We start from the raw sequence: 22682 nt of genomic DNA on the forward strand, positions 1-22682 counted from the left end.
GGCCAGCAGCTTATCGCAAGCAACTGAACAATGACCCTGTGGGTGCTCGGACTGAATCACCAGACCGCACCGGTGGATCTGCGCGAACGCGCAGCCTTCGCCGGTGAGGCGCTGCCGCGCGCGTTGCTTTCCCTGCGCGGCACCCCTCAGATCGCCGAAGCCGTGCTGCTGTCCACCTGCAACCGCACCGAGCTGTACGCCGTCGCCGAATCGGAAACCGCGCTGAACCAGTGGCTGCATGACCAGGCCGGCGATCTGCAGGGCTATCTGTACCAGCACGCCGACGCGGAGGCCGTACGCCATCTGTTCCGTGTCGCCACCGGGCTCGACTCGATGGTGCTGGGGGAGCCGCAGATCCTCGGCCAGGTGAAAGAGGCGTGGACCGTGGCGCGCGAGCATGGCCTGCTCGGCCAGCGCCTGGACCGGCTGTTCCAGCAGACCTTCTCGGTCGCCAAGCGTGCGCGCACCGATACCCAGGTGGGCGCCAACCCGGTGTCTGTGGCATCGGCGGCAGTGCGCCTGGCACAGAACTCGTTCGCCCGGCTGGACGACTCCACCGTGCTGCTGGTCGGCGCCGGCGAAACCATCGAACTGGCGGCGCGCCACCTCAGTGACGGCAAGGTGCGGCGGCTGCTGATCGCCAACCGCACGCTGGCCCATGCGCAGGATCTGGCCACCCGCCACGGCGGTGTCGCGCTGCCGCTGGCCGAACTGGACCGGCACCTGGCCGAGGCCGACATCGTGTTCTCCGCCACCGCCGCACGTGAGCCGGTGATCCATCGCGCCACCGTGGCGGCTGCGCTGCGCGCGCGCCGGCACAAGCCGATGCTGTTGTTCGACCTGGCGGTGCCGCGCGATATCGAAGCGTCGGTCGCCACCCTGGACGATGCCTTTCTGTACACCGTCGACGATCTGGAGCGGGCGGTGGAAGACAACCGCCGCGGCCGTCGTGAAGCCGCTGCGGAGGCCGAGGCGATCATCGACCTGCAGGTGGCCCGCTTCATCGAAACCCAGCAGGCCGGTGCCCACCACGCGCCGCTGAAGCAGCTGCGGGCCTTCGGCGAAGCCACCCGCGCCGAGTTGCTGGAGCGCGCCCGCCAGCAGCTGGCGCACGGCAAGCCGGCCGACGAAGTGCTGGAATTGTTGGCGCATGGCCTGACCAACCGCCTGCTGCATCCACCCACGGCGGCGCTGCGCGCTGCTGCGCTGAGCGGTGATGCCGAACTCACCCGCGCTGCCGAGCGCCTGTTCCCGGCCGTGCCGGGATACCACCACCCGACTGTGAGACCTGATGACGCCGACCCTGCGCCGTAAGCTGGAAGCGCTGGCCGAGCGCCGCGAAGAACTCGAACGCCTGCTGTCCGATCCTGCGGTGGTCGCCGACAACAAGCGCTTCCGCGATCTTTCCCGCGAGTTCTCCCAGCTGGAGCCGGTCGCACTGGCCTTGGCCGATGAGAACCGCGCCAAGGCCGATCTCGCGACGGCCCAGGCCATGCGCGCGGATCCGGATCTGCGTGAGCTGGCGGATGAGGAAGTCGACGCCGCGCAGGCCCGCCTGCTGCAGCTGGAACAGGAACTGGCCCTGCTGCTGGTGCCGCGCGACGTGCGCGACGATGGCAACCTGTTCCTGGAAGTGCGTGCCGGCACCGGTGGCGACGAAGCGGCGATCTTCGCCGGTGATCTGTTCCGCATGTATGCACGCTACGCCGAGCGCCAAGGCTGGAAGGTCGAGGTGGAATCGGACAGTCCCGGCGAGCACGGCGGCTACAAGGAAGTCGTGGCGCGCGTGGTCGGCCGGGGCGCGTTCTCGCGCTTGAAGTTCGAATCGGGCACCCACCGCGTGCAGCGCGTGCCGGCGACCGAATCGCAGGGCCGCATCCATACCTCGGCAGCGACCGTCGCGATCATTCCCGAGGCCGACGAGATCGACGAGGTGCAGATCAATCCCGCCGACCTGCGGGTGGATACGTACCGCTCGTCCGGCGCAGGCGGCCAGCACGTCAACAAGACCGAGTCGGCCATCCGCATCACCCACATGCCGACCGGCGTGGTGGTGGAATGCCAGACCGAGCGCAGCCAGCACGCGAACCGGGACAAGGCGATGAAGCGCCTGAAGGCGCAGCTGCTCGACGCCGAGCGATCGCGCCAGGACGCCGCGCAGGCCGAATCGCGTCGGTTGCAGGTGGGCAGCGGAGACCGCAGCCAGCGCATCCGTACCTACAACTTCCCGCAGGGACGCATCACCGACCACCGGGTCGAAGGGCTGACCCTGTATGACCTGCCCAACGTGATGACCGGCGACATGGATGCGTTGCTGCAACGCTTGGCGCAGGAACACCAGGCCGACGCGCTGGCCCAGTTGTCCGCGACGGTCTGACCGATGCAGGCAGGCAGCCAGCGGCAGCAGTTGCAGCAGGCGGTGCGCCGCCAACCGACCGATTTCATCGCCTGGGTGATGCTGGCCGATGCCGAGCTGGAAGCGGGCGACCTGGCGGCTGGCGAGCACGCTGCACGGCACGCCCTGCAGCTGCGTCCGGGTCATCCCGAAGCGCTGGCACGGCTGGGACGCGTGGCGTGGATGGCCGGCGCCCATGCCGATGCCGCGCGCCTGCTGGGCGAAGCCTCGGCCCGTGCGCCGCAGCACCCCGGTATTGCCCTGTGGCTCGGCCACGCCCTTGAAGATGCGGACGATGCCGAAGGCGCTGCCGCCGCGTATCGCCGCGCCCACGCCCTGCAACCGGACGAACCGTACATCGCCGCGCAGCGGCTGGCCTGGCAGCGCCGCCTGTGTGACTGGCAGGACCTCGACGTGTTGTCGCGCCAGGTGCGCGAGGCGGTGGCGCGCGGGCACGGCGCGGTCGAACCCTTTGCCTTCCTCAGCGAAGACGCCAGCGCGACCGAGCAGTTGGCCTGCGCGCGCCTGCGCGCGGCGCATGTCGGCGCTGCCGTGCGACCGATGGCGCCGGCTGTGCCGAGGCGGCAGGGCCCGTTGCAGGTAGGCTTTCTGTCCAATGGGTTCGGTGCGCACCCGACCGGCCTGCTGACGGTGGCGCTGTTCGAGCAGTTGCGCGTCGATCCGTCGCTGCAGGTGCATCTGTTCGCCCTCAACCGCGACGATGGCAGCCCGATCCGTCGTCGCCTGGCGACGGCGAGTGAACTGCACGACGTTGCGGGCATGCGCCATGCCGATATCGCCGCGCGCATCCGGGCAGCGGGCATCGACATGCTGTTCGACCTGCGCGGCTGGGGCGGCGGCGGCACGCCGGAAGTGCTGGCGATGCGCCCTGCGCCCCTGCAGGTGAACTGGCTGGCGTTCCCGGGCACCTCCGGCGCCCCCTGGATGGACGTGGTGCTGGCCGACGAGTTCGTGCTGCCAGCGACGATGGAAGCCGACTTCAGCGAGCGCGTGCTGCGCCTGCCACGGGCGTTCCAGCCATCGGACACGACCCGCGCGCTGGCGCCGCCGCCCTCGCGAAGTGCGTGTGGCCTGCCGTCGGACGGCGTGGTGTTCTGCTGTTTCAACAACAGTTACAAGCTCAATCCACGCAGCATGGCGCGTGCCTTCCGCATACTGCATGCGGTGCCGGGCAGCGTGTTGTGGCTGCTGTCCGGGCCCGGCAACGCCGACGCGCGGCTGCGTGCGGCAGCCCATGCGCAGGGCCTGGATCCGGCGCGCCTGGTGTTCATGCCGAAGCTGCCGCACGCGCAGTACCTGGCCCGATTCGCACTGGCCGACCTGTTCCTGGACACCCACCCGTACAACGCGCACACCACCGCCTCCGATGCGCTGTGGGCGGGTTGCCCGGTACTTACCTGCCCCGGTGATACGTTCGCCGCACGCGTGGCCGGCAGCCTCAATCACCACCTTGGACTGCCCGGCATGAATGTGGCGGACGATGATGCCTTCATCCGCGTGGCAAGCCACCTGGGCAACGATCCCATGGCCTTGGCCGCGGTGCGCGCGGAACTTGCAGCCGCCCGTGCGTCCAGCGGCCTGTTCGACATGGCCGGGTTCGCCACGGACTTCGCAATCCTCATCCGCGGGCTCGCCACCGAACACGGCTGGCAGGGTCCGCACGCGGCCTGAACCGGCACGCGCGCAGAATGCGGGTTCCCTCTACTGCGGAGCCGCCGATGGGCAAGCTCAAGCGCAAGGCGTACAACGCCCTGCTGGAACCGATGCAACTGGAACTGGCGACGATGGCCCGCTGGGTCCAGGTGACCGGGCAGCGCGTCCTGGTGCTGTTCGAAGGCCGCGATACCGCGGGCAAGGGCGGGGCCATCCAGGCGATCAGCGAACACCTCAACCCGCGCCAGTGCCGGGTCGTTGCCTTGCCGAAGCCAACCGACCGCGAAGCCACGCAGTGGTATTTCCAGCGCTACACCAGCCATCTGCCTGCGGCGGGTGAGATCGTGCTGATGGACCGCAGCTGGTACAACCGCGCTGGCGTCGAGCACGTGATGGGCTACTGCAGCGACGCGCAATACCGGCAGTTCCTGCAACAGGCACCGGTGTTCGAACAACTGCTGGTGGACGATGGCATCGTACTGTTCAAGTACTGGCTGGCCGTCGACCAGGCACAGCAGGAGGAGCGCTTCGCCGAGCGTCACCTCGACCCCCTGAAGGGCTGGAAACTGTCGCCGGTGGACCTGCAGTCACGCGACAAGTACGAGGCCTACACCAAAGCCCGTGAGGCCATGCTGCAGGCCACCCATCGCACACACGCGCCCTGGACACTGGTGGATTTCAACGACCAGCGCGCGGGTCGGCTGACCCTGGTGCGCGACCTGCTGGACCGCCTGCCCGATACCCACCTCGATGAGGCCCTGCCCGACCTGCCAGCCTTGCACGGCAAACTGCATCGCGAGCACTACGGCGAGTTGAAGCCGATCCCGCCGGTGGTCTGAACCGCGATGCGGTCAGGGCCCTTCCGCGTGAAGGGACCTGACCCCGGGCGTCCCGGACGTCAGGACTTGCCGGCGATGCGCGCTTCGATGTCCGCGGCGGTGACCGGGCCCACGAAGGAGTGCGCCAGCTTGCCCTGCGGATCGATCAGGTGGGTCAGCGGCAGGCCACGCGGCGTGGCGAAATCGGCCGGCGGGGCGTACGGATCGACAATGGCGATCGGATAGGTCACCGGTCGTGTCTTCAGGAAGGCCTGCATATCGGCCGGCTCGATCTCTTCGTACGCCAGGCCCACGACCTCGATCTGGCTGCGCATCGCATGCAGCGCGGACAGCTCCGGCATTTCCTTGCGGCAAGGCGCGCACCAGGTCGCCCAGAAGTTGACGACCACCCACTTGCCGCGGTGCGCGGCCAGGTCATAGTCCGCTCCGTCGATGGTCTTTACCTTCAACGTGGGGAACTCGGCGGTGACCCGTTCGGCTGGCGCAGCCCCGTCCCCTTCACCCAGCGCCGCGTCCGGATCGGGCGGCGTCGCGGGTGTTTCCTGCGCGGTCGGCGCAGACGCGGCAGGCGCTGCATCGGATGCCGGCTCGGCGGCGGGCTTGCAAGCGCCCAGCAGCAGCGCGGCGCAGGCCACGACCAGTACGTTTACTTTCATCGGGTCTCTCCGGGGGGATAGATGTCGCTGACGCGGCGTTTGAGTTTCTCACGCAGCGGCAGTCGCAGTTCGTCCAACGCGGCCATCGCCGCCTTGCCCAGGCTGTCCTGGCGGTAGGGCAGCAGCTGCTCGGACACGGGAATACGCAGCTGGGTGGATTCGTACAGATCAGAAAGGGTCAACTGATCAAGGTCGCGCGCAAGCATCCAGTTTCCGTTCTCGGCGCGGGTGACCAGCTCGATGCGCTCCATGTCGCACAACAGCTGGTGCAGCAGCGAGTCGGTCATCATCGGCTCGTGCTGCAGGATGTCATCGTCGGCCAACCCGCGCCCGTGCGAACGCGCCTGCTGGAAGCGGCCCAACAGGCGCAGCAACGCATAGAACTCGTAACCCTGCGGCAAGCGCATCTCGGCCGGCTGGTAGCGGAAGGCGGCCATCGACGAGGCCAGCGACGCACCCAGCAGCACGGCGACCCAGCACAGGTAGATCCACAACAACAGGATGGGCACGAAGGCCACGGTGCCATACAGCTTCTGATAGGACTGGAAACTGCCGAGATAGGCGCCAATGCCCCACTTCACTATTTCCAGCAGCACCGCCGCGAGGATCGCACCGGGCACGGCATGGCGCCATTTGACCGTGTGGTGCGGCACGACCCGGTAGACCAGCGTGATACAGACGAATTCGATCAACACAGGGGCCAGGGTCAGCGACAGATCGGCCAGCCAACGCCCCTCCTGCGTGCCGAACAGGGGCAGTGCGAACACCCGCGCCGAGACCGCCAGCGATGCGGCGGCCAGCATGGCGCCCAGGGTCAGCACGGTCCAGTAGACGAGGAACCGCGTCAGCTTCGGCCGCGTTGAGCCCACCCGCCAGATCTGGTTGAAGGTTTCTTCCACACTGTTGAGGGTGATCAACAGTGAAATGACCAACGCGATGAAGCCGGCCGCGGTCAGCTGTCCGGCACTGGCGCTGAATTGGCGCAGGTAGCCCTCTGCCGCACGCGCCGCACTGGGCACGAAGTTGGAAAACACATAGTCACTGAGCTGATCGCTCCAGCGGTCAAAGACCGGGAACGCCGACAGCACGCCGAACACGACGATGGCCAAGGGCACCAGCGCGAACACCGTCGTGTAGGCCAGCGCAGCGGCGGCCTGGAACAGGCGGTCATCGAGGAAGCGACGCCACAGGAAGCGACCGAAGCTTGCAGCACGCGGACGGTCGCGAACGCGTTCCATCCACAGGTTGAGCGTATTCAAGGGTTCCATCGGCGCAAGGGTACCCGATGCAGGATGGGCGCAGGATAGCCATACTGATGTCTCCTGAACGAAAAAGCGGGTCGATGATGGGCGAGATCCTGGTGCTCTACTACAGCCGAGGCGGTTCGGTGGCACGGCTGGCGCGGCAGATAGCGCGGGGCATCGGCGAGGTCGCCGGCATGAGCGCGCGGCTGCGCACGGTACCGGCCGTGGCACCGGTGACCGAGACCGCGCGCCCGCCGGTGCCCGAAGAGGGCGCCCCTTATGTGAGCATCGCTGACCTCGTCGAATGCGACGGCCTGCTGCTCGGCAGCCCTACCCGCTTCGGCAACATGGCCGCCCCAGTGAAGTACTTCCTGGATACGCTGGGCGCGGAGTGGGTCAACGGGACGTTGGCCGGCAAGCCGGCCGGTGTGTTCACGTCCACAGCATCGATGCACGGGGGGCAGGAATCCACCCTGCTGTCGATGCAGTTGCCGCTGCTGCACCATGGCTGCCTGATCGTCGGCATACCCTTCACCGAGGCGGCACTCAGCCACACCACGTCCGGCGGCACGCCCTACGGTGCAAGCCATGTGGCCGGCAGCAATGATGATCCGCAGCCCAGCGAGGATGAAGCGATCCTGGCCAGGGCGCTCGGGCGCCGTGTCGCCGATATCGCGCGGCGGCTGGCCTGATGGGCGCCTCGATGGCCCGCATCGTCCTGCTGCTGGCGCTGATGGGCCTGGCCGCCCTGTATGCCAGCTGGTTCATCAACGACCGCCATTGGCTGGCGGCGCAATTGGTGTTCACCGCCCCGCCGCTGGCATTGGCCATCGCCCTGCGCCTGGGGTGGCGCAAGGCCGGCTTCTGGTCGTCCGTACTCGCCCTAGGCTGGTTCAGCCATGGGGTGATGAGTGCCTGGAGCCACCCCGAAATCCGGGTGCTGGCGCTGGTCGCGATCCTGCTTTCACTGCTGGTCATCTTCGCCGCCAGCCTGCCGGGGCTGCGTGCCCGGTTCAGTCGGCGTCGTCCCTGACGCGCCCCTTCGCGCCCGGTATCATCCTGTTTCCTGTTCCCGCACTGCCGTTCCAGGCGCCGAAGACCTACCCATGATGGAAGACCTCCTGATCGTCACCACCGGTGGCACGATCGACAAGATCTATTTCGATGACAAGTCGGATTACCAGATCGGCGATCCGCAGATCGGCATGATCCTGCGCGAGCTGGGCGTGACGTTCCGCTTCAATGTCATCCCGATCCTGCGCAAGGACTCGCTGCACATCAGCGACGACGACCGCGAGCTGATCCGCGCGACCATCGCCGCGCAGCCTACCCGGCACGTGCTGGTCACCCACGGCACCGATTCCATGGTGGCCACCGGCAAGGTGCTGGCCACCATTGCGGACAAGACCATCGTGATGACCGGTGCACTGAGCCCGGCCCGCTTCCGCGGGTCGGACGCAGAGTTCAACATCGGTTGCGCGATCGGCGCGGTGCAGTCCATGCCCCATGGCGTCTACATCGCGATGAACGGCCGCATCTGGGATCCGCAGAGCGTGCGCAAGAACGTGGCGGAAAACCGCTTCGAAGCGGCCTGAGATTTTCCTGGAGAGGCACGGCGGTGACGGATCGCGTCCGTCACCCCCTCATCAACCGCTACAGCCCACCGCAACGCTTCAGCGGCTAGCGGGTAGCGGCTTCCAGTGCGCTGTCTACTGCACCCTTCGCGTTGGCGATACCGGCACCGCAGCCTTGACTGCAGGCTCCCGGCAGCGGCCGTGCCGTCGTCTTGAGAATGCCAACGACTTGGTCAGGGGTAAGCTTGCCATCAGCCGCCGATTGCATCAGCGCCACCACACCGGCAACGTGCGGAGCTGCCATCGAGGTGCCGTTGTAGACCGCGTAGCCCGGCCCCTCCGGTGTCGTGGTGCCGGTATTGAGCGTGGAGAGGATGCCCTCCCCGGGCGCCGCCAAGGTGATCCCCGCGCCATAGTTGGAGAAACTGGCCCGCGCACCGCGCGAGGTCGTGGCCGCTACCGCTACCACGCCGCGGCAGCTGGCCGGCGTGAACCGTGATACATCCGCATTGCTGTTTCCTGCCGCTACAACGACGGTTGCCCCGTTCCGGATCGCGGCGTCCACGGCAGCCTGCGAAGCACGATCGCAGGCCCCCTGCCCGCCCAGCGAAAGGTTCAACACCTTGGCGGGGTTTGCATTGCGCGGAACGCCTTCGACGCTACCCCCTGCGGCCCAGACCATGCCATCGGCGATGTCGGACCAGTAGCCGCCTCCCTTGCCGAGGACGCGGACATGCACCAGCTTGGCATTGAAGGCCGTTCCGGCCACGCCTTGCCCGTTGTTGGTGGCTGCAGCAACGGTGCCAGCGACATGGGTTCCATGCCAGCTGGACGGCGAGCCCCACTGACTGTCGCCGACGTCATCCGGGTTGTCGTCGCGGCCATTGCCGTCGCCTGCCATGCTCGCACTGCTAATGAAGTCGTATCCGGGGAGCGTATTGGCGTCCAGCTCCGGATGTCGGGTGCGTCCGGTATCGATGATCGCCACCACCTGCCCGGCGCCGGTCGCCTTGTCCCAGGCCTGCCGCACGTTGAGTGATGCGTTGCTGCTGGAAAACCCCCATTGCTCGTTCAGACGCGTGTCGTTGGGATCCAGCGCGGGCTGCAGGATGCGGTCCACCTGCACATGGTCCACGTCAGGATCACGGGCCATCGCCGCCATCCATGCGCCGGCCTCGGCACGATCCAGCGCCCGCTCGGCACGCACCACCATGGGCCCGGCGGCCATCTGCCGCAGCACCCTCATGTCGCCGGTTCCCAAGCGCAGCCGCGATCCGGCACGGCCCAGTGCCGCCTGCATCGTGCTTTCACTGTGCTGCAGTGAACGTCCTCCGCGCAGGTGGACGATGAACTGCTGTTGAGGCTCCGGCTGCTCCAGGCCGCTTGTATCCACATCGCCAGCAACGGCCGATGCGCTGCACGCAGCCGCCAGCAGGCTGGAGATGACAAGGGACAGCACCGTTTTCTTGGAAGGTAGTTTCATGGTCATGTTCCGTCGTTGTTGGGTGGGGTCTCCATGCTCTGCCAGCACGCCTGCAGCGGATATCAGGCTTCTGCGCGTCGGCCCACCGGGGCATGGCGCCATGCACCCTCCGATGTCGTGCCACCCACAAAAAACGCCCCGGACAGGCCGGGGCGTCAACGACGTTTTTTCCAGACAGGAACGGATCAGTACTGCGCGCGCACCGTCAATCCGGAGAAGGTGCTGTAGGCCTTGATCCGCACATGCCAGGTTCCGGCTGCGGGGCTGTTGATGGTGCAGGTTTCATTGTTGCCGCTCAGGTACGGCCGGCAGGTGTACACGGTGTCGGTCGGCGCACTGCCTTGGCGGACGTACAGATCCGCATCGCCACTGCCGCCACTGATCGCCACCCGCAACTGCGTGGCACCGCTGGGCACGGTCACGGTGTAGCTCAATGCCGCGCCCGATGCGGCCGACAGACCGCTCACCGCCACGTTGTTCTGCAGCACGGTGCCGGTGCCCGGATTCGGATTGCCGCCACCGCCACCCAGTGCAGCGGTGACCGCCGCATCGGCGTTGATGATGCCTGCGCCGCAGCCGCCGGAGCAGGCGCCGGGCAACGCACGCGCGGTGTTTTTGATGATGGTTTCCACCTGCGCCGGCGACAGCGGCGTCGGGGCGACCGACTGCACCAGCGCGACCACGCCGGCCACGTGCGGGGCCGCCATCGACGTACCGTTGTACGAGGCGTAGGTGGGGCTGGCCGGCACGGTGGTGCCGGTATTGAGCGTGGAAAGGATGCCTTGGCCCGGCGCGGAAATATCGATGCCGGCACCAAAGTTGGAGAAGCTGGCCTTCGCGCCGGTGCTGGTGGTCGCGGCCACCGCGATCACGTTGGCGCAGTTCGCCGGCACCGCCGAAGAGACGTTGACGGCGTCGTTGCCTGCAGCAACCACCACCGTGGTGCCCCGACCGACCGCGCCGTTGATCGCGTTCTGGTAGGTGGTAGAGCAGCTGCCGCCCCCGCCGAGTGACATGTTGATCACTTCTGCCGGGTTGGCGTTGGCCGGCACCCCGCTGACGGTACCGCCCGAGGCCCAGACAATGGCATCGGCGATATCGGAGGTGTAGCCGCCGCACTTGCCCAGCACACGCACCGGAACCACCTTCGCATTGAAGGCCGTGCCCGCCACCCCGGTGCTGTTGTTGGTTACCGCCGCAACGGTGCCGGCCACGTGGGTGCCGTGCCAGCTTGAATTGGAGGCCGGGTAGCCCGCGCCGCACTCATTGGCCGCGTACCAGTCACCCTCGTCGTTGGCGTTGCTGTCGCGGCCGCCGCCGTCGCGCGCCATCGCCGCATCGCTGATGAAGTCATAGCCGGGCAGGATGTTGGCGTTGAGGTCCGGATGGTTGGTGATGCCGGTATCGATCACCGCCACGACCACCCCGGTGCCGGTGGCCTTGTCCCAGGCTGGGCGCACGTTGATGGAGGCATTGGAGGTGCCGAAGCCCCACTGCTCGCCGAGCCGCGCATCGTTGGGCACCAGCGTCGGGCGCATGATCTGGTCGACTTCCACGTATTCCACGTTGGGGTCGGCGGCAAGCTTGCGCATCAGCAGCTCAGCCTGCGCGGCATCCAGTGCCTGGTCGGCACGCACGACGGTTGGGCCGATGGCCAATCGACGCACTTCCTGCAGCCCCAGCGCCCGGCCCTGGCTGACATTCAGGCCAGTGGCCGCCGCCTTGAGCGAGGTGGCCAGCGCGGTGCGCGTAGCCAGCGGCGCGCTGCCCTCGCGATATTTCACGATGAACTGCTTATGGCTGGGGGCGGAGGCCAGCCCGCTGAGATGGACATCGCCGGCGAAGGCCGGGGTGACGAGGAGCAGGGAGCCAAGCACGGACACTCCCATCACGACCAATGCACGCTGACGCAAACGCGGTTGCGAAACCTGGGACATCGGATTTCCTTTTCTGTTCTGGCATGGATGCCGGATTCGGCGATGGCCGGTCAGGTCCGCAGGCTGTACCACAATGGCGGGAACCGATGACCGGGGCGGGCAGCCCCCCGTGCACTGCCCACGTCTCGAAGCTAGTCGTTTCGAGCCATTCACGACAATGTTTCAGCCCCACTTCAGGGACATGAAATGTCTGAAATGAGACTTTTGGTGTGTAAAATTTGTGAAGGTGAAGGAGATTTCACATGAATTTAACGGTCACGGACTGTCCTTGGCCTGCCCCGCCGTGACCTTGCGGACAACAAAAAGCCCGTTGCGTGAACGGGCTTTCGGATGCAGGCCGCCGAGCGTGGCTCGGCGCTACCGTGGCGGCGCGCGGTACCGGTAGCGCCGAGTCATGCTCGGCGAACGGGTCCCGTCAGTCCATCAGGCCAGCTTGACCAGCCAGCCATGGCGGTCCGGCAAGCGACCGTACTGGATGTCGGTCAGCTCTTTACGAAGTGACAGCGTCACTTCACCGGCCGGTGCGGTGATGTCACCCACTTCGAAACCTTCGCCCTTCAACTGGCCGATCGGCGTCACCACCGCAGCGGTACCGCAGGCGAACACCTCGGTGATCTCACCGGAGGCCACGCCCTGCTTCCACTCGTCGATGCTGACCTTGCGCTCCTCGACCTTCATGCCACGGTCGCGCGCCAACTGCAGGATGCTTTCGCGGGTGATGCCTTCCAGGATGCTGCCCGACAGCTGCGGGGTCACCAGGGTGCCGTCCTTGTAGACCAGGAAGACATTCATGCCGCCCAGCTCTTCCAGGTACTTGCCTTCGGTCGGGTCCAGGAACAGCACCTGGGAACAGCCCTGTGCCTGCGCCTTCTGCTGCGGCAGCAGCGAAGCGGCGTAGTTGCCGCCGCACTTGGCGGCGCCGGTGCCGCCCTTGGCCGCACGCGCGTACTCGGTGGACAACCAGATGGCGACCGGCGCCACGCCCTTGGCGAAGTAGGGACCGGCCGGGCTGGCAATCACGTAGTAGCCGGCCTTGTGCGCGCCGCGCACGCCAAGGAAGGCCTCGTCGCCGATCATGAACGGACGGAAGTACAGGCTGGATTCGTCAGCCGACGGCACCCAGTCCTTGTCCAGCGCCACCAGCTGCTTCAGCGATTCAACGAAGATGTCGACCGGCAGCTCCGGCAGCGCCAGGCGCTGCGCCGAGCGCTGCAGGCGGCGACCATTGGCGTCGGGACGGAAGGTCCACACCGAGCCGTCGGCATGGCGGTATGCCTTGATGCCCTCGAAGATTTCCTGGCCGTAATGCAGCACGGCGGCAGCCGGATCCAGCAGCAGCGGACCGTACGGGCGCACATTGGCGTTGTGCCAGCCGGTGTCCTTGTCCCAGCGCACTTCCACCATGTGGTCGGTGAAGTGCAGGCCGAAACCCGGCTTTTCCAGGATGGCGGCGCGCTCATCGGCGCTGCGCGGGTGGGCCGAGCGGGTGACGTCGAAGCTGAGGTTGGACTGGGACACCGGATGTTTCCTGTTCTGGTTGCGGTTGTTGCCGGAATTCCACCACGCGGGCGGGGTACGGTCGGGTCAGAGCATGCCGGTTTCCAGACGCGCCGACTCGGACATCATGTGGCGGCCCCATGGCGGGTCGAACACCAGCTCCACGTCGGCCTGCGCCACGGTCGGAATGATTTCCAGCTTGCTGCGCACGTCATCGACCAAGATGTCGCCCATGCCGCAGCCGGGTGCGGTCAGGGTCATCTTGACGTCCACCTCGCGGCGGCCGTCGTCCAGATGCTTCAGGTCCACTTCGTAGACCAGACCCAGATCCACGATGTTGAACGGGATCTCCGGATCGAAGCAGGTGCGCAGCTGCTGCCACACCAGCTGTTCGACCTGTTCATCGCTGGCGTCGTCAGGCAGCTCCAGCGGAGCGGGGGCTTCCTTGCCGATGGCATCGCCATCCTTGCCGGCGATGCGGAAAAGATTGCCTTCGACGAACACCGTATAGCTGCCACCCAGGGCCTGGGTGATGTAGCCATAGCTGCCGGCGGGCAGGGTCACCGTTTCGCCCTGCGGGACCATGACGGCCTCGCAGTCGCGTTCGAAGTGGACTGGTTCACTGCTGCGGGAGTACATGAGGCTCGATGTGGGGGCTGCGGACGTGCCGCGCAAGCCGACATTTTAGCCCAGCGGCCCGGCGCCCGCCCGTGCACTGCGGCAAACCCAGTATCATGTTGGCTACCAACGGGAAATCCGCATGCACTCTGCTGCTGTACGCACCAGGACCGTAACCTGGCTCTGGCCCCTGATGTATCTGCTCGGGGCCGGCACCGCCCTGCTGGCCTGGGTGTTCCTGGCCCTGTTGACCGGCCGCCAGATGGGCTGGATGGCCGTGTTGGTCGCCTTGGACCTGGTGTTCATGTTGCAGCTGGGCACGCTGCGCGGCGGCGCGTTGCGCGCCGTCCTGGTGACCGTCGGCACGTTGCTGGTGACTGCATTGGCGTGGTGGTGCATCGCCAGCGCCTGGCTGGGCGGCTCGATGGGCTTGGCACCGGTAGCGTCCGCCCTGCGGATGGGACCCCACCTGGCCTGGACCCTGATCACCCTGGCCAACGAGGTGATGGACTGGGCGTGGCTGCCGGTCGCGATGCTGCTCGGCGCCTGGCTGGGCGCGCGCGTCCGCCGCTGACGCGGGGGCGGGTGTCCCCGGCTACCGGACACGTTCCGCCGAGCACGGCTCGGCGCTACCGGCCTTGCTGACCGCCGGACAGCATCTGCGTGCGGTGCGCTTCCGTAGCGCCGAGCCACGCTCGGCGGCTCTTCATCACGGCTACCGGACACGTTCCGCCGAGCACGGCTCGGCGCTACCGGACTTGCTGTCCGCCGGGCGGTTCCGGGCCCCTAGTGCCCGCCATCCAGCGCCTTCAATTCGCTGACCAGGCTGCTCGCCGCCGCTGCGCCATCGCCGTACAGCATCCGCGTGTTGTCCGCATAGAACAGCGCATTCTCGATCCCCGCAAACCCCGTCCCGCGGCCGCGCTTGATCACCACCACGTTGCGCGCGTTCACCACGTCCAGGATCGGCATGCCGTAGATCGGGCTTGCCGGATCGGTGCGCGCCACCGGGTTCACCACGTCGTTGGCGCCGATCACCAGCACCACATCGGTGTTGGGGAACTCCGGATTGATGTCATCCATGTCCGCGATCAGGTCGTACGGCACACCGGCTTCGGCCAGCAGCACGTTCATGTGGCCAGGCATGCGGCCAGCGACCGGATGGATGGCGAATTTCACTTTCACGCCGCGTGCGATCAGCCGCTGCGCCAGTTCCCAGATCTTGTGCTGGGCCTGCGCCACCGCCATGCCATACCCCGGCACCACCACCACCCGTTCGGCATAGGCCATCATCGCCGCCACGTCTGACGCATCGATCGGCTTCTGCGCGCCGGTGATTTCCTGCGCCTCGCCCCCGGCGTTGCCGCCGAAGTTGGAAAACAGCACGTTGCTGATCGGCCGGTTCATGGCCTTGGCCATCAACCGCGTCAGCAGGATGCCCGCCGCGCCGACCATCATGCCCGCAATGATCAGGGCTTCGTTGCCCAGCACATACCCTTCAAAGGACACCGCCAGGCCGGTGAACGCGTTGTACAGCGAGATCACCACCGGCATGTCCGCGCCGCCGATCGGCAGCGTCATCAGAACGCCCAGTGCGAGCGCCAGCACGAAGAAGGCCACGATCGCCCAGCTGCTCAGCGTGGTCGCCGCTACGATGCCCAGGATCACCACGGCCAGCGCCACGATCAGGTTCAGCGCCTGCTGCCCCGGCCAGGTGACCCGCTTGTCCAAGCGACCGTCCAGCTTCGCCCAGGCAATCACCGAACCGGACAGCGACACCGCGCCGATCGCCGCACCGGTCACCGCCAAGGCGATGACAATTGCCGACGGCTGGCGCGCGGCCAGATCGGCCAGCGCCTGCGCGCTCCAGTGCGTGGTATCGCGGTTGGCCAGCGCTGACCAGCGCAGCAGCTCCACCGCGCCGATGGCCGCGGCCGAGCCACCGCCCATGCCGTTGTACAGCGCCACCATCTGCGGCATGTCGGTGATGGCGACCTTGCCAGCCGACCACCACGCCAGCCCGCCCCCCAACGCCAGCGCAACCAGGATCAGCGGGATGTTGTGCAGCTCAGGCAGGAAGAACGTCGCCACCGTGGCCAGCAGCATGCCCACGCCCGCCCAGCGGATGCCGCTGCGCGCGGTCACCGGCGATGCCATGCGCTGCAGGCCGAGCAGGAACAGGGTGGCAGCGACGAGGTAGCTGGCCTTGACCAGCCAGTCGAGCAGCTCAGGAGTACTGATGTTCACGACTGCGACTCCTTGCTGGCGTCGGTGTCGGCCGGCTTGACGCTCGGCTTGAACATTTCCAGCATGCGCGCGGTGACCACATAGCCGCCGGCCGCATTGCCGGCACCCAGCACGACCGCCAGGAAACCGAGGATCTTCTCCAGCGGCGTCTGGGCATGCCCCAGCACCACCATCGCACCGATCAGCACGATGCCGTGGATGAAGTTCGACCCGGACATCAACGGCGTATGCAGGATCACCGGCACCCGCGAGATGATGACGTGGCCGGCGATGGCCGCCAGCATGAAGATGTACAGCGCTACGAATCCGTCACTCACCGGCAACGCTCCCGCTCTGTGATGTAGCCCCATCATAACCACGCGCTGAACCGCGTGCGCCCCGCGGTCAACCTTGCCGCTGCCCGCGCGTTGTTCTTGGTACGCCCCATGAAGGACCCGTACCCTGTGCTGGTGAGTCCGCTTGCTGCCACCGCTGCTGCGCCGCCTGCTTCGCTGGACGCTTTCCTGGCCAGCGTGGGGCCGCGTGCGTTCCGCTTCGCCGAGGCCGGCCTGCGCCAGCGCGAAGATGCCCTGGACGCGGTGCAGGACAGCCTGATGCGCATGCTGGACTACCGCGACAGGCCGGCCGCCGAATGGCCACCGCTGTTCTGGAGCATCCTGCGTCGCCGCGTGATCGACATGCAGCGCCGGCGCCGCTTCCGCCTGCCGTTCTGGCGCGACAACGTGGATAGCCAAGGCGAGCCGGTGGATTGGGCCGACGAAGGGCCCGGTCCCGCCGAAGTGCATGCGCAGCGCGCGCAGTACGAAGCGCTGGTGCAGGCGCTGCGCATGCTGCCGGCCCGCCAGCGTGAAGCCTTTACGCTGCGCGTGCTGCAGGATCTGGACGGCGCGACCACCGCGCGCGCCATGGGCTGCAGCGAAGGCGCCGTAAAAACCCACTTGGCGCGCGCCCGCGACGCGCTGAGAACCCTGATGGAGAACCCGACGTGAGCCGCACCCTGCCCCCCGACGACCAGTTGCACGCGCTGCACCAGCAGGCCGTGCAGGCGCTGTCGCCTGCCACGTTGGCCCGCCTTCGCAGCGCACGGCACGCCACGGCCCCGTCGCGGCGCAGCCCCGCGTGGTGGATGGCCACCGCATTCGCCGGGGTCGCCGCGCTGGGTATCGGCCTCAGCCTGCAGATGCGTGAGGCGCCCTCCTCTACGGTCGCGCCGATGGTGGCGGCGCTGGAAAGCGATGGCGGCGCACTGGATGAAAACCCCGACCTCTACCTGTGGCTGGGCAACACCGACCTGGCGATGGAGTGAACCGATGAAGATGCCCTCCCCTTCTTTCCTGCTCGCCCCCCTGCTGCTGATGACGGCCAGCGCGACGGTATCGGCGCAGACTGCGCCGCCTGCATGGGAACAGCTGAGCCCTGCCCAGCGCGATGCGCTGGTGGCGCCGCTACGTGATCGCTGGAACAGCGCTCCGCCCGACCAGCGCCAACGCATGCTCAACCACGGCCAACGCTGGCAGGCGATGACGCCCGAACAGCGCGATCAGGCCCGCAAAGGCATGCGTCGCTTCGACGGCATGAGTCCGCAGCAACGGGAGCAGGCCCGCGCCCTGTTCGGCAAGATGCGCGGCATGACGCCCGAGCAGCGCGCCGAGCTGCGCACCCGTTGGGGCAGCTTGACCCAGGACCAGCGCCAGCAATGGGTGCGGGACAACCCGCCGCCCCCGCGCAACCGCGACTGACCTGACGTGTCCTGGCCCGGCCTAGCTTGGCTTGGCTTGGCCTGGCGTGGCTTGGCCGGGCTTGGCTCGCACGGCTCTGATCTGTCCGGCTCGGCTCGCTCTGCTCGGCTCTGCTCGCTCTGCTTGGCTCTGCTCTGCTTGGCTCTGCTCTGCTTGGCTCTGCCCTGCTTGGCTCTGCTCTGCTCTGCTCGCCTCTGCTCGCCTCTGCTCGGTAGAGCCGACTTCAGTCGGCTGCTCTCCCGGGCACCGCGCCGTCAGCCAGCCGCCACCCAGCGCGTCTTTGCCAGCAGCTCATCGTCCCAATCAAACCGGACCTCACCCTCCTGCACGAACAGGCTGACGAAGTTCAGCACATTCCGCGCGTACATCTCACTAGCGTGCGTGGCGCCGAGGCTGGCCAGGTTCAGCGGCCCATCCACCATCACCCCGCCGTGCTCGATGCACTCGCCCGGCACCGTCAGCGCGCAGTTGCCACCGCTCTCCGCTGCCAGGTCCACGATCACACTGCCAGGGGCCATCCCTTCCACCATCGCCTGGCTCAGGATCACCGGCGCCGTCCGTCCCGGCACCGCCGCCGTGCAGATCACCACATCCACGCCACGCAGATGGTCGGCCAAGCGCTGCTGCTGCAGCGCGCGTTCTTCATCGGTCAGCGCACGCGCGTAACCGCCCTCGCCCGCCGCACTGACCCCGAGATCCAGAAAACGTGCACCCAGCGACTGGATCTGCTCACGCGTCTCCGGCCGCACGTCGAAGCCTTCAACCTGCGCGCCCAGCCGACGCGCGGTGGCAATCGCCTGCAGGCCCGCCACGCCCGCCCCCACCACCAGCACCTTCGCCGGGCGCACCGTGCCGGCGGCCGTGGTCAGCATCGGGAAGAAGCGCGGCGCACGCTGTGCCGCGATCAGCGCCGCCTTGTAGCCGGCCATGCCCGCCTGCGAACTCAACACATCCATCGATTGCGCGCGCGACGTGCGTGGCAACTGCTGCAGCGGGAAGAGGTGCAGACCGGGATGTGCCACCAGATCCGCCAGACCTGCATCGCGCGCCGGATTCAACAGACCGACCACGCTGGCTCCGGACTTGAGGCGCTGCAGCCTGGTCGCGTCCGGCGCCTGCACGCACAGCAGCACATCGATCTCCGCCCACCGGCTGTCGTCCACGCTGAGCGCGCCCGCATCCAGATACGCCTGATCGGTGAATCCCGCCGCCACCCCCGTACCCGGTTCGAACCAGACGGTTGCGCCCCGGGCCACGAGTTTCTTGGTTGTCTCCGGCGTGAGCGCGACCCGCCGCTCGCCTGCTGCGGTTTCCTTGACGCCCAGCAACGCTACGGACATGCGATTCCCCGCCGAAGAATGAATCCCGATGGTAGCGCGCGCATCGGGGTGGGGGTAGCGCCGAGCCACGCTCGGCGAGCAAAGCGGCAAAAACACAAGGCCCCAGCGGCTTCAACCACTCTTCTATCCCCCGCCACCCCGTGCCTCTGCCTCAGACAACGCTTGGATCGTTGATGCAGTGCGCTTCAACGCTGATCTCAAACGCCTGCTTCGCCTTGGACAATTGTTCGAGATACGCCGCGTTTCCCTCGTAGACGATCGAAGAAAGAAACCCCTCGGAGCTGCTTACGAAGGCATTCACGGGCGCAAAACCGCCGTCCACCTGAACCACTACCGTTGCCACATGCAGGGCGACGGCTTTATTGGGGAATGCGATGGATTCATTGAATACCGGCTTTCCACGCAGTGTTCGTCGGAGCGCGATACCGCCACCCCCTACTGCACGCTGGACATCGTTTATTTCATCAACCTGACGCTGCCACAGCACAGCGGTTTCGGGACTCAGGCACGCTTTCGCCTCTTCGAGAATCAAACGCTCCAGATCGGATAGAGGAGTCAGACGCGAGAAGAGAGAGCTGAGCATCGACTTCATCGCGCGCCCGCCTTTCTTCTGCAAGTACGAACCGACTTGAGGCATTCCTGTGCCTTCCGCATTCCCAGCTCCTGTAAGTTGCACATCTACACCATCCTCCTTGAATCAGCACAAGTCCAAGGCTTTCGCCCAGCATCTCCGCCGCTACGCCGCCCCACTTATTCGACGCATGAATTCTTGAGGGCTGACGCGACAGTGGGATGCACAGGATGGCTGAGCATCAACTTCCGAATGAGCCTGCACTCCACGACGAAGCGCCTGATGTCAGGAACGGACAATAGTCCACCACCTTTACCGACACCACCCAGATAGATCCACACCCTGCCCCCTTCACGAGTCTCAACACCAGCAACCCGACGTCCATTGGAGGTGCGGTACAGAACCGTGCCAACCATCCCCCGCCCATTGACCTCCGCAGACTGGATATCTGCGTAGATGGATTTATCATCGACCCCCGCGTGGCTATACATGAAAAGTAGGCCTACGGCGAAGGCGAAGGCGAAGGCAGCCAAAGCCAAGCTCAAAATCGCCCGCTTCATATCTCGACCCCAGTACACGCCGTCTTGAAGGATTTTATTCAACCTCCCGACGTAGTCAGCCACGCGGCTTCGGCGGCAACGCGGTTTTCAAAACCAATATTGCAACCTCAAACAAAATGTACGCCGACCCCAGAATTGCCAGATAGATCCATCCACTCGCCACACCAGGCCCACAATACGGTTGAGTAAGGCAGATGAAAATTCGAGAAATGGTAACCACATCTATAGCTAAGGCCGCGATGACGATTATTACCGCAAGGAAGAGGTAAATGCGCCTTCCCTCGTTCACGACCCTCTTAGTGACGAACCACGATCTCAGCGGGATCGCCCCTGTGGCGAACAACCCTATAAACCCCATAACGTAGACGAGTACGCTCATTTAGTCCTCAACATCTGCCTAAGCAAATTACCTGGGAAGAATGTTCCCGCCTCCACATAAGGGAACGACGGATTCCCACTCAAAGCGGAAGACGACATAATTGCGCATTCGAATGGGCCGGCAGAAGGAAGGTCCATGGCGTTGGAGATTACATTCTCCTCTTCTGCTTGCGATGTACTTTTGCAAGAAGACTCCACCTTCTGCCCATCATGAAACTTGCTAAACTTCGCGATATTTGCAGCATCACCGGTGACGATCCCACCGCTTCCGCCCCCAGTTGCGGCACCATATGCTCCCGCAGGATCGTATAGGGCAGGACCGCCTGAACCATCGCCGCGCGACGTGTAGACCGCTGCGTGATCTCGAATACCGCCATGTCCGACTGTCGTCAGCAGGCATGTCTTCAGTCCAAGGGAGTCAATTGCCCCGAGCGGGCTTCCAGCGACGTAGCCATACGTATTCGTCCCCCCTTCCAACCCAATCGGATCACTCTGCACATACCGCCCCACCCCCGCATCATAATCCCGCTGGTAGTTGTAGTTCAGCCCGCTCTCCGGCGTAGCCTGCTGCCCCGGGAACCGCAGCGCAAACCCAAACGCGACGCCATCCCCATCCGGATCCTCATTCGCAGCATCCGCCCCGAACGCCTCACCCGTCAGCGCCCACTCCCACACCGGCACGTTACGCGTCGCGTCGATGATCACCCGTGGTGTGCCCAGGTGATCCGGCTGCACGTAGCCCAGCGCCGGCACACCCGCGCTGGATTCACTGAACACCGCAATCGGATAGTTCTCCAGCCACACCACCTGCTGCAGCGGTTGGCCGCTGGCGCTGTATTCACCCAGCCATTGGCCGGATTCGTCATACAGCGTCGTGGTGGTTTTGCCGCCCGCCTGCCGCATCACGCGCTCGCCCCGGTGGTTATAGCGGTAAATTCCCAACGACGTGGCGCCCTGCTTGACCTGTCCCAGTCGGCCAGCGCTGTTGTAGGCGTAGGTCAGACCATTCATTTGCGTTGTGTTGCCCGCAGCGTCATAGGTCCTCGCCAGACCGCCCACGCCGGTCAGACGGTGGCTGGTAGCCGGATAGTGATACGCCAGCGTTCCTGCATCGCTGCCGGCCTGCGAGCGGTTGCCGGTCGCGTCCCAGCCATAGGTATGCGTCGGCATCCCCGCAACATCCGCTGCCTGCAACAGGCGCCCCATCCCGTCGTAACTGTAGGTCGCGAGCACGCTTCCGGATGCACCGGCACGCAGCTGGGTAAGCGCACCCACTGCGTCATATCCAAATCCGAGCTTGAGCCCACCGGTCGACGCATCGCTGACGCTGCTCACCCTGTAGTCCTGATCATGCGGACGGTTCAGGCGACGTTCGTTTCCATAGGTCCAGCCGGTGATGGGACCGAACGGCGCATGGCCCACCTGCTTGACCAGAACCTGCCGAGCCAAAGTTCCACGCTTGAGTCCTACCTGGGTGACGCGGCCCTGCGCATCCCGCATGTAGTCGGCCACCGCCCCACCGGGATAGATCACAGAGGCAAGCCGTCCCGCCTTGTCGTAGGTGTACCGCAGAGTCGTCGCGACGTTGTTGATCGTCTGGATCTTACGGGTCACCTGACCGAAGCGGTCGTGGCAATACTGGGTAGATCCACCGGGGTGAACCACGCGCCCAACTCGACCGATGGCGAAGCGCTCTGTCGTTGCGCATGCCGCCGGTGCGACGTCGTACTGCACCGTCACGTCTTGAATGGGGTCGGGATAGGCGATGGACGTAACGCGGTTCAACGCATCGTAGCCATAGGTCGCAGTGACGCCACGCGCATCGGTACGCGTCGCCATGTTACCTGCGGCATCACGGGTCATTGTGGCGCTCCCCGTGTCCGGGCTGGAAAGGACCAGCAGGTCACCGAAGCCGTTGTAAACGAAGCAG

24 protein-coding genes are annotated in these 22682 nt (G+C 66.1%); 11 read left to right on the top strand and 13 right to left on the bottom strand.

Features of this window, described 5'->3' with window-relative positions:
• Nucleotides 1-30: 30 nt before the first annotated feature.
• The 4 genes from hemA to ppk2 are packed head-to-tail and all read left to right on the top strand — an operon-like array spanning nt 31 to nt 4908.
• Nucleotides 31-1314 carry a glutamyl-tRNA reductase gene (hemA, locus tag ICJ04_RS14990; protein ID WP_188324974.1) on the top strand — a complete coding sequence of 428 codons (1284 nt, stop codon included), beginning with the start codon at nt 31-33 and terminating at the stop codon, nt 1312-1314.
• On the top strand, nt 1292-2377 hold the full coding sequence (prfA, locus tag ICJ04_RS14995; RefSeq protein WP_188324975.1) for a peptide chain release factor 1: 1086 nt from the start codon (nt 1292-1294) through the stop codon (nt 2375-2377). Before hemA ends, prfA begins: the two co-directional genes overlap by 23 nt.
• Nucleotides 2378-2380: 3 nt before the next feature.
• Nucleotides 2381-4087: a tetratricopeptide repeat protein gene (locus ICJ04_RS15000; RefSeq protein WP_188324976.1), complete on the top strand. Its 1707-nt coding sequence runs from the start codon at nt 2381-2383 to the stop codon at nt 4085-4087.
• Between the two features lie 47 nt (nt 4088-4134).
• Nucleotides 4135-4908 carry a polyphosphate kinase 2 gene (gene ppk2, locus ICJ04_RS15005; RefSeq protein ID WP_188324977.1) on the top strand — a complete coding sequence of 258 codons (774 nt, stop codon included), beginning with the start codon at nt 4135-4137 and terminating at the stop codon, nt 4906-4908.
• Nucleotides 4909-4967: 59 nt separating this feature from the next.
• Here the strand turns inward: ppk2 and ICJ04_RS15010 are convergent, their stop codons facing one another.
• Together ICJ04_RS15010 and ICJ04_RS15015 are read right to left on the bottom strand one after the other, a co-directional pair.
• Nucleotides 4968-5564, bottom strand: coding sequence for a TlpA disulfide reductase family protein (locus ICJ04_RS15010; RefSeq protein ID WP_188324978.1), 597 nt, complete (start codon nt 5562-5564; stop codon nt 4968-4970).
• Complete coding sequence (locus tag ICJ04_RS15015; RefSeq protein ID WP_188324979.1) at nt 5561-6832, bottom strand: YihY family inner membrane protein; 1272 nt, start codon at nt 6830-6832, stop codon at nt 5561-5563. Before ICJ04_RS15015 ends, ICJ04_RS15010 begins: the two co-directional genes overlap by 4 nt.
• 77 nt (nt 6833-6909) lie before the next feature.
• Between ICJ04_RS15015 and wrbA the strand changes: the two genes are divergently transcribed.
• From wrbA to ICJ04_RS15030, 3 genes are all read left to right on the top strand, one after another.
• Nucleotides 6910-7500, top strand: coding sequence for an NAD(P)H:quinone oxidoreductase (gene wrbA, locus ICJ04_RS15020; protein ID WP_188327359.1), 591 nt, complete (start codon nt 6910-6912; stop codon nt 7498-7500).
• Nucleotides 7500-7841 carry a DUF2069 domain-containing protein gene (locus ICJ04_RS15025; protein WP_188324980.1) on the top strand — a complete coding sequence of 114 codons (342 nt, stop codon included), beginning with the start codon at nt 7500-7502 and terminating at the stop codon, nt 7839-7841. Before wrbA ends, ICJ04_RS15025 begins: the two co-directional genes overlap by 1 nt.
• A gap of 76 nt (nt 7842-7917) precedes the next feature.
• Nucleotides 7918-8403, top strand: coding sequence for an asparaginase domain-containing protein (locus ICJ04_RS15030; RefSeq protein ID WP_188327360.1), 486 nt, complete (start codon nt 7918-7920; stop codon nt 8401-8403).
• 85 nt (nt 8404-8488) lie between these two features.
• Here the strand turns inward: ICJ04_RS15030 and ICJ04_RS15035 are convergent, their stop codons facing one another.
• The 4 genes from ICJ04_RS15035 to sufT all read right to left on the bottom strand — a co-directional run bounded on the left by ICJ04_RS15035 (nt 8489) and on the right by sufT (nt 13938).
• Entirely contained in the window at nt 8489-9871 is a 1383-nt protein-coding gene (locus ICJ04_RS15035; RefSeq protein ID WP_188324981.1) for a S8 family peptidase, read from the bottom strand.
• Nucleotides 9872-10050: 179 nt separating this feature from the next.
• Nucleotides 10051-11802 (bottom strand): S8 family peptidase, encoded by a 1752-nt coding sequence (locus ICJ04_RS15040; RefSeq protein WP_188324982.1) that lies wholly within the window; start codon nt 11800-11802, stop codon nt 10051-10053.
• Nucleotides 11803-12225: 423 nt separating this feature from the next.
• Nucleotides 12226-13320: a branched-chain amino acid aminotransferase gene (locus tag ICJ04_RS15045; RefSeq protein ID WP_188324983.1), complete on the bottom strand. Its 1095-nt coding sequence runs from the start codon at nt 13318-13320 to the stop codon at nt 12226-12228.
• 66 nt (nt 13321-13386) lie between these two features.
• The gene (gene sufT / locus ICJ04_RS15050) at nt 13387-13938 is read right to left on the bottom strand and encodes a putative Fe-S cluster assembly protein SufT (protein ID WP_188324984.1); all 552 of its coding nucleotides are present in this window, start codon (nt 13936-13938) and stop codon (nt 13387-13389) included.
• A gap of 121 nt (nt 13939-14059) precedes the next feature.
• On the opposite strand from sufT, the gene ICJ04_RS15055 reads away from it, so the two are divergent.
• Entirely contained in the window at nt 14060-14491 is a 432-nt protein-coding gene (locus ICJ04_RS15055; protein WP_188324985.1) for a hypothetical protein, read from the top strand.
• 212 nt (nt 14492-14703) lie between these two features.
• Here ICJ04_RS15055 and ICJ04_RS15060 read toward each other — a convergent pair whose 3' ends face one another.
• A complete protein-coding gene (locus ICJ04_RS15060) occupies nt 14704-16164 on the bottom strand; it encodes an NAD(P)(+) transhydrogenase (Re/Si-specific) subunit beta (RefSeq protein WP_188324986.1) in 1461 nt (486 codons plus the stop codon).
• Nucleotides 16161-16481, bottom strand: a complete 321-nt coding sequence (locus ICJ04_RS15065) for an NAD(P) transhydrogenase subunit alpha (protein ID WP_188324987.1) — start codon at nt 16479-16481, stop codon at nt 16161-16163. Before ICJ04_RS15065 ends, ICJ04_RS15060 begins: the two co-directional genes overlap by 4 nt.
• A 108-nt stretch (nt 16482-16589) precedes the next feature.
• On the opposite strand from ICJ04_RS15065, the gene ICJ04_RS15070 reads away from it, so the two are divergent.
• From ICJ04_RS15070 to ICJ04_RS15080, 3 genes are read left to right on the top strand one after another with little or no spacing between them, the layout of a single operon-like run.
• Entirely contained in the window at nt 16590-17153 is a 564-nt protein-coding gene (locus ICJ04_RS15070) for an RNA polymerase sigma factor (RefSeq protein ID WP_188324988.1), read from the top strand.
• The gene (locus ICJ04_RS15075; RefSeq protein WP_188324989.1) at nt 17150-17470 is read left to right on the top strand and encodes a hypothetical protein; all 321 of its coding nucleotides are present in this window, start codon (nt 17150-17152) and stop codon (nt 17468-17470) included. Before ICJ04_RS15070 ends, ICJ04_RS15075 begins: the two co-directional genes overlap by 4 nt.
• Before the next feature lie 49 nt (nt 17471-17519).
• Nucleotides 17520-17903 carry a DUF3106 domain-containing protein gene (locus ICJ04_RS15080; protein WP_223203080.1) on the top strand — a complete coding sequence of 128 codons (384 nt, stop codon included), beginning with the start codon at nt 17520-17522 and terminating at the stop codon, nt 17901-17903.
• A gap of 254 nt (nt 17904-18157) precedes the next feature.
• Here ICJ04_RS15080 and ICJ04_RS15085 read toward each other — a convergent pair whose 3' ends face one another.
• The 5 genes from ICJ04_RS15085 to ICJ04_RS15105 form a co-directional block, all read right to left on the bottom strand.
• The gene (locus ICJ04_RS15085) at nt 18158-19243 is read right to left on the bottom strand and encodes an NAD(P) transhydrogenase subunit alpha (RefSeq protein ID WP_188324990.1); all 1086 of its coding nucleotides are present in this window, start codon (nt 19241-19243) and stop codon (nt 18158-18160) included.
• A 151-nt stretch (nt 19244-19394) separates the two neighbouring features.
• Entirely contained in the window at nt 19395-19859 is a 465-nt protein-coding gene (locus ICJ04_RS15090; protein ID WP_223202911.1) for a hypothetical protein, read from the bottom strand.
• A gap of 134 nt (nt 19860-19993) precedes the next feature.
• Nucleotides 19994-20437, bottom strand: a complete 444-nt coding sequence (locus ICJ04_RS15095) for a hypothetical protein (protein WP_188324992.1) — start codon at nt 20435-20437, stop codon at nt 19994-19996.
• The gene (locus ICJ04_RS15100) at nt 20430-20753 is read right to left on the bottom strand and encodes a hypothetical protein (RefSeq protein WP_188324993.1); all 324 of its coding nucleotides are present in this window, start codon (nt 20751-20753) and stop codon (nt 20430-20432) included. The genes ICJ04_RS15095 and ICJ04_RS15100 overlap by 8 nt, the downstream gene beginning before the upstream one ends.
• On the bottom strand, nt 20750-22615 hold the full coding sequence (locus ICJ04_RS15105) for an RHS repeat protein (protein ID WP_188324994.1): 1866 nt from the start codon (nt 22613-22615) through the stop codon (nt 20750-20752). The genes ICJ04_RS15100 and ICJ04_RS15105 overlap by 4 nt, the downstream gene beginning before the upstream one ends.
• Nucleotides 22616-22682: the final 67 nt, after the last annotated feature.

The sequence above is a fragment of the Stenotrophomonas sp. 169 genome, assembly GCF_014621775.1.
In the GTDB taxonomy this organism is placed as follows: Bacteria; Pseudomonadota; Gammaproteobacteria; order Xanthomonadales; family Xanthomonadaceae; genus Stenotrophomonas.

Bases quoted from the DNA above. Each gene is read 5' to 3' on its own strand.
- ICJ04_RS15105 (WP_188324994.1), bottom strand. From the start codon at position 22,615: ATGACCCGTGATGCCGCAGGTAACATGGCGACGCGTACCGATGCGCGT.
- ICJ04_RS15030 (WP_188327360.1), top strand. From the start codon at position 7,918: ATGGAAGACCTCCTGATCGTCACCACCGGTGGCACGATCGACAAGATC.
- ICJ04_RS15010 (WP_188324978.1), bottom strand. From the start codon at position 5,564: ATGAAAGTAAACGTACTGGTCGTGGCCTGCGCCGCGCTGCTGCTGGGC.
- ICJ04_RS15055 (WP_188324985.1), top strand. From the start codon at position 14,060: ATGCACTCTGCTGCTGTACGCACCAGGACCGTAACCTGGCTCTGGCCC.
- ICJ04_RS15080 (WP_223203080.1), top strand. From the start codon at position 17,520: ATGACGGCCAGCGCGACGGTATCGGCGCAGACTGCGCCGCCTGCATGG.
- ICJ04_RS15000 (WP_188324976.1), top strand. From the start codon at position 2,381: ATGCAGGCAGGCAGCCAGCGGCAGCAGTTGCAGCAGGCGGTGCGCCGC.
- ICJ04_RS15100 (WP_188324993.1), bottom strand. From the start codon at position 20,753: ATGAGCGTACTCGTCTACGTTATGGGGTTTATAGGGTTGTTCGCCACA.
- sufT (WP_188324984.1), bottom strand. From the start codon at position 13,938: ATGTACTCCCGCAGCAGTGAACCAGTCCACTTCGAACGCGACTGCGAG.
- ICJ04_RS15085 (WP_188324990.1), bottom strand. From the start codon at position 19,243: ATGTCCGTAGCGTTGCTGGGCGTCAAGGAAACCGCAGCAGGCGAGCGG.
- ICJ04_RS15035 (WP_188324981.1), bottom strand. From the start codon at position 9,871: ATGACCATGAAACTACCTTCCAAGAAAACGGTGCTGTCCCTTGTCATC.
- ICJ04_RS15025 (WP_188324980.1), top strand. From the start codon at position 7,500: ATGGGCGCCTCGATGGCCCGCATCGTCCTGCTGCTGGCGCTGATGGGC.
- ICJ04_RS15040 (WP_188324982.1), bottom strand. From the start codon at position 11,802: ATGTCCCAGGTTTCGCAACCGCGTTTGCGTCAGCGTGCATTGGTCGTG.
- ICJ04_RS15070 (WP_188324988.1), top strand. From the start codon at position 16,590: ATGAAGGACCCGTACCCTGTGCTGGTGAGTCCGCTTGCTGCCACCGCT.
- ICJ04_RS15015 (WP_188324979.1), bottom strand. From the start codon at position 6,832: ATGGAACCCTTGAATACGCTCAACCTGTGGATGGAACGCGTTCGCGAC.
- wrbA (WP_188327359.1), top strand. From the start codon at position 6,910: ATGGGCGAGATCCTGGTGCTCTACTACAGCCGAGGCGGTTCGGTGGCA.
- prfA (WP_188324975.1), top strand. From the start codon at position 1,292: ATGACGCCGACCCTGCGCCGTAAGCTGGAAGCGCTGGCCGAGCGCCGC.
- hemA (WP_188324974.1), top strand. From the start codon at position 31: ATGACCCTGTGGGTGCTCGGACTGAATCACCAGACCGCACCGGTGGAT.
- ppk2 (WP_188324977.1), top strand. From the start codon at position 4,135: ATGGGCAAGCTCAAGCGCAAGGCGTACAACGCCCTGCTGGAACCGATG.